The organism is Vibrio sp. B172a (assembly GCF_030248355.1).
Classification (GTDB): domain Bacteria; phylum Pseudomonadota; class Gammaproteobacteria; order Enterobacterales; family Vibrionaceae; genus Vibrio; species Vibrio owensii.
On sequence record NZ_JAHGAC010000026.1, the window covers coordinates 23,798 to 37,893 of the forward strand.

The 14,096-nt window shown below is 45.7% G+C and carries 10 protein-coding genes; 4 read left to right on the forward strand and 6 right to left on the reverse strand.

Going from position 1 to position 14,096, the window contains the following annotated elements:
- Positions 1-93: 93 nt before the first annotated feature.
- Complete coding sequence (locus KIT90_RS20790; protein WP_285378478.1) at positions 94-1,290, reverse strand: methyltransferase; 1,197 nt, start codon at positions 1,288-1,290, stop codon at positions 94-96.
- A 53-nt stretch (positions 1,291-1,343) separates the two neighbouring features.
- Positions 1,344-2,318, reverse strand: a complete 975-nt coding sequence (cysB, locus tag KIT90_RS20795; RefSeq protein ID WP_005437164.1) for an HTH-type transcriptional regulator CysB — start codon at positions 2,316-2,318, stop codon at positions 1,344-1,346.
- A 341-nt stretch (positions 2,319-2,659) separates the two neighbouring features.
- On the opposite strand from cysB, the gene KIT90_RS20800 reads away from it, so the two are divergent.
- Positions 2,660-3,424: a hypothetical protein gene (locus KIT90_RS20800; protein ID WP_005437162.1), complete on the forward strand. Its 765-nt coding sequence runs from the start codon at positions 2,660-2,662 to the stop codon at positions 3,422-3,424.
- Positions 3,425-3,549: 125 nt separating this feature from the next.
- Positions 3,550-4,320: a tRNA isopentenyl-2-thiomethyl-A-37 hydroxylase MiaE gene (locus KIT90_RS20805; RefSeq protein ID WP_005437159.1), complete on the forward strand. Its 771-nt coding sequence runs from the start codon at positions 3,550-3,552 to the stop codon at positions 4,318-4,320.
- Positions 4,321-4,449: 129 nt separating this feature from the next.
- Here KIT90_RS20805 and KIT90_RS20810 read toward each other — a convergent pair whose 3' ends face one another.
- The 4 genes from KIT90_RS20810 to KIT90_RS20825 form a co-directional block, all read right to left on the reverse strand.
- On the reverse strand, positions 4,450-6,207 hold the full coding sequence (locus KIT90_RS20810) for a sodium:solute symporter family protein (RefSeq protein WP_005437156.1): 1,758 nt from the start codon (positions 6,205-6,207) through the stop codon (positions 4,450-4,452).
- An 816-nt stretch (positions 6,208-7,023) separates the two neighbouring features.
- The gene (locus tag KIT90_RS20815; protein WP_005388506.1) at positions 7,024-7,647 is read right to left on the reverse strand and encodes a bifunctional 4-hydroxy-2-oxoglutarate aldolase/2-dehydro-3-deoxy-phosphogluconate aldolase; all 624 of its coding nucleotides are present in this window, start codon (positions 7,645-7,647) and stop codon (positions 7,024-7,026) included.
- 78 nt (positions 7,648-7,725) lie between these two features.
- A complete protein-coding gene (locus KIT90_RS20820; protein WP_285378480.1) occupies positions 7,726-8,658 on the reverse strand; it encodes a sugar kinase in 933 nt (310 codons plus the stop codon).
- Between the two features lie 34 nt (positions 8,659-8,692).
- Positions 8,693-9,028 (reverse strand): cupin domain-containing protein, encoded by a 336-nt coding sequence (locus KIT90_RS20825; protein WP_005450851.1) that lies wholly within the window; start codon positions 9,026-9,028, stop codon positions 8,693-8,695.
- A gap of 420 nt (positions 9,029-9,448) precedes the next feature.
- Between KIT90_RS20825 and KIT90_RS20830 the strand changes: the two genes are divergently transcribed.
- Together KIT90_RS20830 and KIT90_RS20835 are read left to right on the forward strand one after the other, a co-directional pair.
- Complete coding sequence (locus KIT90_RS20830; protein ID WP_285378482.1) at positions 9,449-11,614, forward strand: heparinase II/III family protein; 2,166 nt, start codon at positions 9,449-9,451, stop codon at positions 11,612-11,614.
- Positions 11,615-11,616: 2 nt separating this feature from the next.
- Positions 11,617-13,782: a heparinase II/III family protein gene (locus tag KIT90_RS20835; protein ID WP_285378484.1), complete on the forward strand. Its 2,166-nt coding sequence runs from the start codon at positions 11,617-11,619 to the stop codon at positions 13,780-13,782.
- The last annotated feature ends 314 nt before the right edge of the window (positions 13,783-14,096 follow it).

Sequence of the window (14,096 nt, forward strand, 5' to 3'; positions counted from 1 at the left end):
TGACAAAATAACGCATAAATTGTCACGTTTTGTTTACAAAAGCCCACTCTAAAGTGGGCTTTTTTGCATAGAGCATTTAATTATAAAACAGATCTAAATCTTATAAGCACAAATTAAAATGTTTCGAGGTGTGACTGATTTAGCGCAAAACTCTGCCAATCTAACACGATAACCACGTTCTTCAAGATAAAGTGCTTTGTCTAAAGCAAGCCAAATTTCCAACGGTCGTTGAAATACCAATTGAACCAGACTCGAACGCTCCATTTGCCAAAAGCGTTGTTCGCTTAACTTTTCAAAATGGTCGAAGTCGATTTCTTGTGGAAGATCGATGCCCTTCTGTTCCGCTGCCCAGCGACATAACGATTCAAAACCATCACTCAATTGCGACTTACGGATACTCGGCACCGGCTGATATCCTTCCATGCCCAAAGCTTGTCGCGTGATCAAATCAAACCCTAAACGGAACATCATTTCCTGCTGACGATGACGTCGTACGCGTTCACCACCAGTAACGGTTTGCTGTAACGGAATACGCAGTTCTTGCTTAGACAATGAGAGAGAAGAAGCCCTGCCCTGTGCCGACATCGGCTGATATTGCTCAGACTGAATCAAATGGTAGCAGCAAGGCGAGATTGTCATCGCGGCAATACCGTTTTCACTGCCGTATTGCATCAAGCGAACATGAAGATCACCGCAGGCATGGAGGGCAACTGCGTGTTGAGTTGGCTTAAACACCGCTTTCGCTTTGCTATCGAACGCGTCACCTTGAATAAACGTCATCTTCCAATGATGCTCATTAGCTGCTTGTTGTCCCGAATCGCACAGTGCTTGTTGGTATTCAAAACTGGTGACAGGCTGATCGGTTTGTGTGGTCAGGATTCGCCCTAAATAACCTTTGCCTGAGCACCACTCTAACCATTCGTCACCATGATGAAGCTGAATCGCCGCTTCACCCATCGAACTAATTTGCTCTAACTTACGACCGGGAATGCCGTTATCTAAACCACGAGCGAGTTCCAAGCCTTTTAAAGCTAGCGGTTCTAAGCGAGTGAGTTCTGAAAGTTGTTCAAGTTCAGGCAAAAACGGACTAAGTGCTTTTAAGGCAAGTTCCGGTTCCGCTTTGTATTCTTCAATTTGGGAGGGAGAAAGAGACGCTAACCACTGGCACAACTGAGGATGTTGCTCTTGCCAAGGTAATGATGCGTGAGTGCTGCTTTTAAAAGGCTCGAATCGCCACAAAGATTGGTTTTCGATTAAGCAGTCATTAATAAATTGAAATTGCGTTTTCATAGCTCCCCCTACAACGAGCGCATTGTAGAGGGAATCGAAACATCAATGAAGTGTTATCTGACCGGAAGCTCGATGTCTTTAAACATCTCTTCAATTTCAGTGTTTGATTTAAGCGAGATCGCTTGCTCCACCACAGGACGAGTTAAGTGCGGTGCAAAACGCTCCATAAAGTCGAACATGTAAGAGCGAAGGAAAGTACCACGACGGAAGCCAATGCTCGTTGTGCTCGCGCCAAACAAGTGGCTTGCATCAATCGCGACTAAATCGCTGTCTTGGTCTTCATCAACCGCCATACTCGCAATCACACCAACACCAATGCCCATACGAACGTAAGTTTTAATCACGTCGGCATCCGTTGCAGTAAACACAACGCGCGGTGTTAAGCCTTCACGATTAAATGCGGTATCCAACTCAGAACGGCCTGTAAAGCCGAATACATAAGTCACTAGCGGGTAAGCGGCTAAATCGTGGATAGTTACACGGTCTTTCTTTGCTAGTGGGTGATCTTTTGGTACCACGATAGAACGATTCCAGTGGTAACAAGGCAGCATGATGGCATCTTGGTATAAGTGAAGTGCTTCTGTCGCAATCGCAAAGTTTGCCGTACCTTTGGCAATCGCTTCAGACATTTGCGAAGGCGTACCTTGGTGCATGTGCAGCGATACTTTCGGATAACGTGCCGTAAAGCCTTTGATCACGTCAGGAAGTGCGTAACGTGCTTGGGTATGAGTAGTAGAAATGTTCAGTGTGCCCATTTCAGGGTGAGTATGCTCCCCTGCCACGGCTTTGATGCTTTCAACACGCGCTAGAATCTCTTGAGAAATTCGCACGATCTCTTCACCGGCGGGTGTCACCTGCGTTAAGTGTTTACCACTTCGTTCGAAGATCTGAATACCCAGCTCATCTTCCAATAGACGGACTTGTTTACTGATGCCCGGTTGAGAAGTGTATAGGCTTTCTGCTGTCGCAGACACATTCAGATTATGGTTCACAACCTCAACAATGTACTTCAGTTGTTGCAGTTTCATCGTAATCCCTTACTCATTGATTGAGATAATAACGTCATACTTATCTAGTCTACTCGCCCGAGTAGATATAATGATTAGTTATAACGTGTTAGCAACTAAATGAACAGTAATTTCTAACTTATAGCTCAAGCTCATAGCGAATTACTCACCTTCTCTAAATATGCATGGAGTTGAACCTTCAAAATTCGCTTTTTTAAACGGCTCACCGCATTCTGTGCTTAAATCCATAGGAAAACGTGTTTGGAGCAAAATAATCAAATAAATAGGGTGCCGAGAAAGATAAGATTCATGTATTCTTGAACGCTGGATACAGAAAAGTAACAAGTAGTAGAAGCAAAGATATGAATACTGGTTTAATAATCGCTTTGGTAGTCATCCTACTGGTACTGATCCTTGGCTATAACATCATGTTGCAGTACAAGGTCAAAGTAGAGACAGCGAAAAGACAAGAGTCTGCTCGCTACGTGGCACTGATTGACGGTACAGAAGAGCTGATTGGACACGCTCATCATATTCCTTTCAGCAAGGACTTACTGCTGTGTCTTAACAATCGTATTCTTGATGCACTTGAAAGCATGCGCGACCTTGATCCAAAGAATAAGCAACTCGTGCAGCGCATCGAAAACATGAAGCAGCAAATTGCTCAATTGAATGAGAGCAGCGCAAACGGTGAAAGCACCACATTCAAGATGCCAAGCAGCGATAAACAAGCCATTGTAATGTTAAAGCTCGTGAAACGTCTTCGTGATGCGGTTCGTAACGAGCACAACAAAGGTCGTTTAGATACGCAAACTTACGTAACTGAAAACGCGCGTCTTGAAACGATGCAAATTCGCATCAACATCGAGAACGTAATTAAGCGTGCGAATGACTCTATTGCTCGCGGTCAACCGGGAACCGCTCTGCAACTGCTTCGTAAAGGCATTGATGCGTTAAGCACCAAAAATGATGCTTACTCGATTCAAGCAAAACAAAAGCTCGAAGAAATGCTTGGTGACTTGGATAAGAAACGCCAAGACAAGAATGAAGCAGAAATGCAGCAAATTGCCGACAAAGAACGCGACAGTGATATGGATGCGCTCTTCGGCGAGAAGAAAAAGTGGTAAACTCCGCTTAAGCTTTCCGCCCTATCCGATTAAAGGCTGCGTTTGCAGCCTTTTTTGTGTCTTCTTGATTTGAATAGACATTAGCCGGATAAACCAAAATTGAATGTAAAGTACTAAAAATTAAAATGATTAATCTCGACGCCTATCAGGACCTTCTTGCTCCAATTAACCAATTCTTGCAATGCAGCACCCCAGATGAATGGGTTGAGGAAGCAAAGAAGCCTGAAAACCTTCCAACCATTTTATTAGACCACCTACTGTGCGAGCTAAAAGCGGGTCAGTCGGCAATGTTCCTGATCCGTAAATACGCAGTAGACCAAGCAAGCTCACATGCCCTACTCGATTGGTTCAAACCATACGAGGACTTTGCCTACCGTAAGACCGGCTCACTAGAGACGCTTAAAGGCAAGAGCAACATTTCAAAAGCCATCATCGCTAAATCAGATTCGCCGTACAGCCAAGATCTTATCGACAAGATGGTTCTGCTTATCAAAGAAGAGTTGCACCACTTCTACCAAGTGCTAGAAATCATGGAAAGCCGTGGCGTGGAATACAAAAACATTCCAGCAAGCCGCTATGCAAAAACGCTGATTTCGAACATGAAAACACATGAGCCAGAAACCTTGATTGATAAGCTCATCATCGGTGCCTACATAGAAGCTCGCTCATGTGAACGTTTTGCGAAGCTAGCTCCGCACATGGACGAAGACATCGCGAAGTTCTATGTTTCTTTGCTTCGCTCAGAGGCTCGTCATTACCAAGACTACCTAGTCCTTGCAGAACAAATCGCGGGTAAAGACATTAGCGAGCGCGTTGCAGAGTTTGGACGCATCGAAGCTGAACTGATTTCAACGCCAGACGAAGACTTCAAATTCCACAGTGGTATTCCTGCTTAATTCTAATCGCCTTAAGCAAGAAGCAAGACAGCCTAATCACTCGGTTTTCTCTGGTGCTTAAAGTCGAAAATAAAAAAATCCCACAGTAGCGATACTGTGGGATTGTTCATAGAGAGTCTCTAATTGTGGTTAGCTTTTCGCGTTAGCTAACTTTGGGCTTTTAGGCCCTCGTGCTGCGTTCACCAATAGAACACCCACCGAGAGAACAATCGCACCACACAAGATAAACAGTAGTCGACCTGATGGTTCGTTTGGAATCAGAGCCATCGCTAGGATACCGAAGCCCGCTACGCTGATAAGCTTACCAAGCATGCCGCGCTGTTTTGTATCTAAGTTCTGCTGCTCTTCGCTGTCAGCCACAAGTGGCGTGTTCCAGTTCTCGAACAATTGAGCCACTTCTTTCTCACGTTCAGGTGATAGACCTTTGTAGAAACGTGTTGTCAGTAGGAAGAAGCCACCAGTAAAGACAACGTGTGCCGCTAGGCTCAAGCCAACTTTCAGGTCAGCCCACTCACGGCCTGTAAACGCTTGTTCTAGACCAAATAGGCGCTCTACGTCTTCTGCTTGTAGTGAGATACCGAAGATGTAAGAAACAAAGCCACCAACAACCAGTGTTGCCCAACCAGCCCAGTCCGGCGTCTTACGAATCCACATACCAAGTAGTACAGGAATCAACATTGGGAAGCCAATCAATGCGCCCACGTTCAGTACGATATCGAACAGGCTCAAGTGACGTAGTGAGTTAATGAATAGACCGATACCAATGATGATGAAGCCCATCACGATAGTCGTTGCTTTACTCACAATAACCAGCTCTTTTTGTGACGCTTGTGGGCGTACAATCGGGCTGTAGAAGTTCATCACGAAGATACCCGCGTTACGGTTTAGACCAGAGTCCATTGAAGACATAGTCGCCGCAAACATTGCTGACATCAGAAGACCCACCATACCTGCTGGCATTACGTTTTGTACGAATGCTAGGTAAGCTGCATCACCACCTACTGAGCCGTATTGCTCTGCGAAATCAGGCATAAATGCCGCAACGTACCAAGGTGGTAGGAACCAAATGATAGGACCAACAATCATCAGCACACATGCAAGACCTGCTGCTTTACGTGCGTTTTCACTGTCTTTTGCACATAGGTAGCGGTAAGCGTTGATGCTGTTGTTCATTACACCGAACTGTTTAACAAAGATGAACACTACCCAAAGGATAAAGATACTGACGTAGTTCAGGTTGTTACCCAGCATGAAATCGCCGTGGAAGTTCGACACGATGTTGCCAATACCGCCACCGTGGAAGTATGCCGCCACCGCACAAGTGATCGTCACTGCCATGATAACCAACATCTGCATAAAGTCAGATGCAACAACCGCCCAAGAGCCGCCCGTTACCGCCATTAGCATTAGCACTAAACCAGTAACGATGATGGTCGCTTCCATAGGAATGTTGAAGACCGCTGCCACGAAAATCGCAAGACCATTCAACCAAATACCGGCTGAGATCAAGCTGTCTGGCATACCAGCCCAAGTAAAGAACTGCTCTGAAGTCTTACCAAAACGTTGACGAATTGCTTCAATCGCCGTCACTACACGTAGTTGACGGAACTTTGGAGCAAAGTAGAGATAGTTCATGAAGTAGCCAAATGCGTTGGCTAAGAATAGGATTACAACAACGAAACCGTCGTTGAACGCGCGTCCTGCGGCACCTGTAAACGTCCATGCTGAAAATTGCGTCATGAAGGCGGTAGCACCTACCATCCACCATAACATCTTACCGCCCCCTCGGAAGTAGTCACTGGTTGAGGTAGTGAACTTACGGAACATCCAACCAATTGCAACTAAGAAGAAGAAGTAGGCAAGAACAACAAGAGTATCAATAGTCATTTTTTCAGCCTTTCAAGTTTGATCATTTTCTAACGCCTAGACTACTCTGTTCATTATTTTATTTGTACTACAATAAGTTTTAATTGTGATCTGGAACATAAGTTATTTCATCGAGAAATTGGCGAGAAATCCTTTATTTTATTGGGCTAATGGCATTCTAAGTCAGAACATCCGCCCCTCAACAAGTAATTATATTGTAATACAAATAATCTATTGCAAATTCATTAAAGTATGGAATATTTTTCTTCTTCACGCTTTGTCTGAAGATCAAAAATGCGTGGTATTTCTTTGAGGGAAACGTAATGAGATGTTTCGAAGGAATTGGATAGAAAGTAGGATTTAGATGAATGTAACAAGCAAGATCTCCGACTCGCTCCTTCGTCGCTCTCGAGACCGACGCAAAGGAGGTTCTACGCATTTCTATTCCCAGCTCTCAAAGCTTATGCTTCTCCTCTCAGCTTTTCCCCTGCTCCTTACCGTCATTTCCTAGAAGGAGGAACGACTGAGTAGGAAATCTCTTTTCACCGACAAGTACCAAATCGTTACTTTAATGGGGCAAATCATTATTGAAGTTTCTTATTTGGCTCTCTGAGATCCCCGACTCGCTCCTTCGTCGCTCTCGAGGATGACGCGAGGAAAATCCAACGCTTTCCATTTCTACCTCTCAAACCTCGTTTCTCGATTCTCATCTCTCGTTTGTTTTTCTCGCATCTCGACTCTCCAATCTCGCCTCTTTCAAGCTTTCAAACACAAAAAAGCGAGCACTGAGGCTCGCTTTTCATTCTTTTCGCTAGTTTTATCGGGGTGTTACGACACTTATGCTACGTGAGCTACTGCGTCGCGAACCAGTGTACCTAGTTCATCCCACTTACCTTCATCGATAAGTTTTGTTGGCACCATCCAAGTACCGCCACATGCCAGTACTGAAGGGATAGACAAGTACTCGTCTACGTTACCTAGGCTCACGCCACCTGTTGGCATGAATTTCACTGGGTAAACCGCCGTTAGTGCTTTAAGCATACCAACACCGCCAGATGGCTCAGCAGGGAAGAACTTAAGTGTACGCAGACCCATTTCCATCGCTTGCTCAACTAGGCTTGGGTTGTTTACGCCAGGTACGATAGCCACGCCTTTGTCTAGGCAGTATTGAACCGTGCGAGGGTTAAAGCCAGGGCTTACGATAAAGTCCACACCAGCTTCGATCGCTTGGTCAACTTGCTCGTTAGTTAGGATCGTACCTGCACCGATCAGCATTTCTGGGAACTCAGCGCGCATAGCACGAATCGCTTCTGCAGCACACTCTGTGCGGAACGTGATTTCTGCGCAAGGCATACCGTTTTCAACCAAAGTGCGGCCTAGAGGGATCGCATCTTCTGCTTTGTTGATGGCAATAACAGGAATTACTTTTAGGTTTGCTAATTGTTCGTTTAATGTCGTCATAAGAGTGTACTCGTCGTCGTTAACTTGAGTTCAATAAATCACTGCGGAGCGCCGATTACTCAACGCTCCGCAAAAGAATTACAAAGGAAGATCTGGCATCACTTCGCGTGGAATGATGGCACCTTTATGTTGAATTACCGCACCAGCCATACAGTGGCCAGAGTAAGCCGATTCCGCTGCATTACCGCCAGTCAAACGCTTCGCCAAGAAGCCCGCACTGAAAGAATCACCAGCCGCTGTTGTATCAATCACGTTGTCGACTTTGTTTGGCGCCACGTATTGCGCTTCGCCATTCGCGACAACCAAGCAATCTTTGCTACCACGTTTGATGATGATTTCATCTACGCCCAATGCAGAGGTTCTCTCGATGCACTGCTCTAAATGCTCATCACCGTAAAGCATTTGCTCATCTTCAAATGTGAGCAGTGCGATATCTGTGTGCTTAAGGATCTTCAGGTACCAAGACATGGCATTCTCGCGGCTTTCCCACAATTTAGGACGGTAGTTGTTATCGAAAATAACCTTACCTCCTTGTGCCTTGAAGCACTCAAGGAAGCCAAACAGTTGCGTCTTACCTTCTTCAGTAAGGATCGCTAATGTAATACCGCTCAAGTAAACCGCATCGTACGAGTAAAGTTTGTCGACTAATAGCGGAGACTCGTTTTGTTCGAATAGGAACTTAGCGGCCGCCTCGTTACGCCAGTAGTGGAAGTAACGCTCGCCAGTTTCATCGGTTTCGATGTAGTAGATACCTGGTTGCTTTTCTTTAACGGAAAGAACCAGACTAGTATCGATGCCCTCTTCTTGCCATGCTGATAGCATTTCTTGGCTAAAAGGATCGTTACCCAGAGCAGTTACATAGCTGGTTTTGATATCGTGAGCTTTGGTCAAACGAGATAAATACAGTGCGGTATTCAACGTATCACCACCGAATGACTGCTTTAGCTGACCTTCCTTTTTCTGTAGCTCAACCATACATTCGCCAATGACCGCGATGTTTAATGATTTCATGTTGTCACCTTAGCAACTGAGGTTGCGCTATAGATTATTTTAAGAAGTCTTCACGTGCTGGGTTGAAGATGTCTAGAAGAATGCTGTCTTGCTCTAGTGCAACCGCACCGTGCATCATGTGCTTACGAGCAAAGTATGCGTCGCCTTCTTTTAGTACTTTCTTCTCGCCTTCGATTTCCGCTTCAAAGCTGCCACGTACTACGTAACCAATTTGATCATGGATTTCGTGTGTATGTGGAGCACCAATCGCGCCTTTGTCGAAACATAGGTGAACTGCCATTAGGTCATCTGTGTAAGCAACAATTTTACGTTTGATACCGCCGCCTAGCTCTTCCCACGGGTTCTCATCTAATACAAAGAAAGAATTCATCGTCATACTCCTAAAAAGTCTCTATTAAAGCGAACCCTACGGCACTTCATTCTTAACCATGCTTAATTAAAAGGTCCTCTTAAAAAAGCGTCGTATTGATAAAAGTGAAACGCGAAGCGAAAGGGTCTGCTGTCGAATTGGTAACGAGCATATCCGATCTACTTTAATTGTCATACAATATATCTAAAAATATGTGATATTCATCAAACGGCGCTCGTTAAAGCATTCCACTTAACGATTGATAACGCCGAAACATCAGTCACAACAAGGATTACCACACCAATACAAATCAATAAGTTAGCTAAATTCGCGTGATTTCACTCTCCCTTTTTGCCACAAAAACTACACCCAAACTTAATATTGTATTACTTTATAGAAAGTTTAAGAAAACAACACACTTCATCTGAGGGTGGTAAAGAAATGACTACACAACCGATTTTGTTGACTGAAGCAGAAGTCGAACTACTAAGAAAGGAAGTCGGAAAGCCGAGCTTAATGGGCAAATCCATTGAAGTGAATCGCAAGGAACTTGAAGCCTTCATGCGTCTGCCTCTAGACGTACCAGGTCACGGCGAAGCGGGTGGCTACGAGCACAACCGCCACAAACAAAACTATACCTACATGAACTTAGCGGGTCGTTTGTTCTTGATCACTCAAGAACAAAAGTACGCGCAGTTCGTTAAAGATCTTCTCGCTATCTATGCAGAGAAGTACCTCACCTTTGATTTCCACGTACAGAAAAACACTAACCCAACAGGTCGTCTTTTCCACCAGATCCTTAATGAACACTGTTGGTTAATGTTTACTAGCCTTGCTTACTCTTGCGTGGCATCAGTGATGACAGAAGAAGAGCGCACAGCCGTTGTTGAGCGCATTTTCGAACCAATGCTAGATATGTTCACCGTGAAATACGCGCACGATTTCGACCGTATTCACAACCACGGCATCTGGGCAGTTGCGGCTGTTGGTATCTGTGGTCTAGCCATTGGAAAACCTGAATATCTAGAGATGTCGGTATACGGTCAAGACCGTGATGATACCGGTGGCTTCCTAGCGCAAATCTCACAACTGTTCGCCCCTTCTGGTTACTACATGGAAGGTCCGTACTACCATCGTTATGCGATTCGTCCAACTTGTGTATTTGCAGAAGTAGTGCACCGCCATATGCCTGAAGTAGACATTTACAACTACAAAGACAAAGTGATTGGCAACACAGTACAAGCGATGCTGGCAACGGCTTACCCGAATGGTGAGTTCCCTGCCTTAAACGATGCATCTCGTACCATGAGTATTACCGACATGGGTGTTCAAGTTGCAGTGAGCGTTTACAGCAAACACTACGGTATGGATGACAACATCCTAGGCATGGCGAAGATTCAAAACGCCGTTTGGATGCACCCATGTGGTCTTGAGCTTTCTCAAGCCTACGATAAAGCCATCGCAGACCGTGAAATCGGTATGCCTTTCTGGCCAAGTGTGGAACTAAACGAAGGTCCAACGGGTAACAACGGAGCACAAGGCTTTATCCGTATGCAGGATAAAACCGGTGATGTGTCACAGCTTGTGATGAACTACGGTCAACACGGCATGGGACATGGTAACTTCGATACGCTTGGCATTACCTTCTTCAACCGTGGTCAAGAAGTGCTGCGTGAATACGGCTTCTGTCGCTGGGTAAACGTAGAGCCTAAATTCGGCGGTCGTTACCTAGACGAAAACAAATCGTACGCACGTCAAACTATCGCGCATAACGCGGTAACGATTGATGAGCAATGTCAGAATGGTTTCGATGTAGACCGCGCTGATTCAGTACACGGTTTGCCTCACTTCTTCAAAGTAGAAGGCACTGAAATCAACGGTATGAGCGCGTTTGCGAACGACCATTACCCGAACACAGACATGCAACGCAGTGTGTTCATGCTTAACCTAGATGAGCTTGAAGCACCGTTATTGCTAGACCTTTATCGCATCGAAGGTGAAGGCGAGCATCAGTACGACTACTCTCATCAATACGATGGTCAAATCGTACGTACTAACTTCGATTACCAAAGCTTTGGTGAACTGAACACGCTTGGCGATGACTTCGGTTACCAACACCTTTGGAAAGTAGCAAGCGGCAAAGTGCAAGATACGGCGCTGGTTAGCTGGCTACAAAACAACACCTACTACACTTGGTTAGGCACAAGCAGCAGCGCGAAACAGAACGGCGATAATGAAGTGATCTTCACTCGCACTGGCGCCAATGACCCGAGCTTTAACCTACGTAGCGAACCAGCATTCATTCTGCGCAGCAAGGGCGAATCGACACTATTTGCTTCTGTGCTAGAAACACACGGCTACTTCAACGAAGAGTTTGAACAATCAGTGAATGCGCGTGGTCAGGTGAAAGATATCCGCGTCGTGGGTTACAACGCCGTTGGCAGCATAGTAGAAATCACAACTGAAAAATCACTGGTTACTGTGATGATCAGCAATGTGCTAGGCGCTGACGACCAAACCCCACACCAAGTAGAATTGAACGGTAAAACCTACAGCTGGAATGGCTTCTACTCTCTAGAAGTGAACGCATTCGGGCAGGAGAAATAATAATGAGCTACCAAACCCAGTCTTACCAACCGCTATTAATGAACTTTGAAGAAGCGGCAGAACTAAGCAAAGCACTTGGCACGGATAGCCTATTAGGAAATGCATTAGCACGTGACATCAAACAAACTGACGCTTACATGGCCGAGGTGGGTATTGAAGTTCCAGGTCACGGCGAAGGCGGCGGTTACGAGCATAACCGCCACAAGCAAAACTACATCCACATTGATCTAGCGGGTCGCCTATTCCTTATCACTGGTGAACAAAAGTACCGCGATTACATCGTGGACATGCTAACGGCTTACGCGAAGGTATACCCGACGCTAGAAAGCAACACCAGCCGTGACTCTAACCCTCCGGGTAAGATCTTCCACCAAACTCTGAACGAGAACATGTGGATGCTATACGCGTCTTGTGCGTACAGCTGCATTTACCACACGTTGGAAGAAGAGCAAAAAACACTGATTGAAAACGACCTGTTCAAACAAATGATTGAACTGTTCGTAGTCACTTACGGTCACGACTTCGACATCGTACACAACCACGGTCTGTGGGCAGTAGCAGCAGTGGGTATCTGTGGTTACGCAATTAACGATCAAGATGCGGTAGACAAAGCGCTTTACGGCTTGAAACTGGACAAAGTCAGCGGCGGCTTCCTAGCTCAGTTAGACCAACTGTTCTCGCCAGACGGCTACTACATGGAAGGTCCTTACTACCACCGTTTCTCGCTGCGTCCAATCTACCTATTTGCAGAAGCGATTGAGCGTCGTCAGCCGGAGCTTGGTATTTACGAGTTCAACGACTCGGTCATCAAGACCACGTCTTACGCAGTATTTAAGACGGCATTCCCAGATGGTACTTTGCCAGCATTGAACGATTCATCGAAGACGATTTCGATTAACGATGAAGGCGTAATCATGGCAACGTCAGTATGTTTCCACCGTTACGAGCAGTCTGAAACGTTACTTGGCATGGCAGACCACCAGCAAGACGTTTGGGTTCATATCTCAGGCAAAACGTTGTCTGATGCGGTTGCAGCAACAGACAACATCAAACCGTTCAACTGGGGTAGCCTATTCGTGACTGACGGTCCAGAAGGCGAAAAAGGCGGCGTAAGCATTCTTCGTCACCGTGACGAACAAGACGACGACACCATGGCGCTTATCTGGTTTGGTCAACACGGCAGCGATCACCAATACCACTCAGCGCTAGACCACGGTCACTACGATGGTCTGCACCTGAGCGTATTTAACCGCGGTCATGAAGTGCTGCACGATTACGGCTTTGGTCGCTGGGTAAACGTTGAGCCTAAATTTGGCGGTCGTTACATTCCAGAGAACAAGTCTTACTGTAAGCAAACGGTCGCGCACAACACAGTAACGGTTGACCAAAAGACACAAAACGACTTCGACACAGCACTAGCAGAAACCAAGTTCGGTTCTAAGCACTTCTTCAAAGCTGATGACGAAAAACTGCAAGGCATGAGCGGTCGTATTTCTGGTTACTACAACGGTGTAGACATGCAGCGCAGCATCATTCTTGCTGAATTGCCAGAATTCGAAAAACCACTTGTGATTGATGTTTACCGAATCGAAGCAGATCAAGAGCACCAATACGACCTGCCAGTGCACTACTCTGGTCAAATCATCCGTACGGATTTTGAATACGATGTAGAAAGCACGCTACGCCCAATGGGCGAAGACAACGGCTACCAACATCTATGGAATGTGGGTTCAGGCCAAGTTGAAGACAGCTCGCTTGTTAGTTGGTTGCACGACAACAGCTACTACTCGCTAATCACAAGCGCAACAAACGGCGGCAAAGTGTTCTTCACTCGCACTGGCGCAAATGATCCAGACTTCAACTTGAAGAGCGAACCAGCACTGATCTTACGTCAATCTGGTCAGAACCACGTGTTTGCTTCTGTTCTAGAGACACACGGTTACTTCAACGAGTCTATTGAAGCATCGGTTGGCGCTCGTGGCCTAGTAGAGTCAGTAACCGTCGTTGGCAACAACGAAGTGGGCACCGTGATTCGCCTGCAAACCACAACAGGCAACGCTTACCACTTCGCTATCTGCAACCTAGACGAAGACAAACAGAACGCGGCACATCGCGTTGAGTTCGACGGTGTGACTTACACTTGGGAAGGCGCATTCGCACAAATTTAATCTTTAGCTAGTCACTAAAAATTAATGTAAAAATCGGGAACTAATTCAAAGCCGGACGTCATGTTCGGCTTTTTTTCGTCTTCATAAAACCGATCTTCGCTCACAATTATTCATATTGTATAGCTTGTAACCCTCTATTCTTGAAAGACTTTTCTAAGCTTTAATACCTACAAAGTGCTATCGCGCTTCCAAACCAAAGCAGCATGCTAAAGAATTACATTGCAAATAGTTGCGTAAGATCGCTAGTTAGCAGCAACCAAAATACAGAAGTTCGCTTTTCATCTTCATCTTTGTTCTATGGAGGAAGAACCAAC

Coding starts and splice junctions, on each gene's coding strand:
- KIT90_RS20790 (WP_285378478.1), bottom strand. CDS start 1,290: ATGAAAACGCAATTTCAATTTATTAATGACTGCTTAATCGAAAACCAA.
- cysB (WP_005437164.1), bottom strand. CDS start 2,318: ATGAAACTGCAACAACTGAAGTACATTGTTGAGGTTGTGAACCATAAT.
- KIT90_RS20800 (WP_005437162.1), top strand. CDS start 2,660: ATGAATACTGGTTTAATAATCGCTTTGGTAGTCATCCTACTGGTACTG.
- KIT90_RS20805 (WP_005437159.1), top strand. CDS start 3,550: ATGATTAATCTCGACGCCTATCAGGACCTTCTTGCTCCAATTAACCAA.
- KIT90_RS20810 (WP_005437156.1), bottom strand. CDS start 6,207: ATGACTATTGATACTCTTGTTGTTCTTGCCTACTTCTTCTTCTTAGTT.
- KIT90_RS20815 (WP_005388506.1), bottom strand. CDS start 7,647: ATGACGACATTAAACGAACAATTAGCAAACCTAAAAGTAATTCCTGTT.
- KIT90_RS20820 (WP_285378480.1), bottom strand. CDS start 8,658: ATGAAATCATTAAACATCGCGGTCATTGGCGAATGTATGGTTGAGCTA.
- KIT90_RS20825 (WP_005450851.1), bottom strand. CDS start 9,028: ATGAATTCTTTCTTTGTATTAGATGAGAACCCGTGGGAAGAGCTAGGC.
- KIT90_RS20830 (WP_285378482.1), top strand. CDS start 9,449: ATGACTACACAACCGATTTTGTTGACTGAAGCAGAAGTCGAACTACTA.
- KIT90_RS20835 (WP_285378484.1), top strand. CDS start 11,617: ATGAGCTACCAAACCCAGTCTTACCAACCGCTATTAATGAACTTTGAA.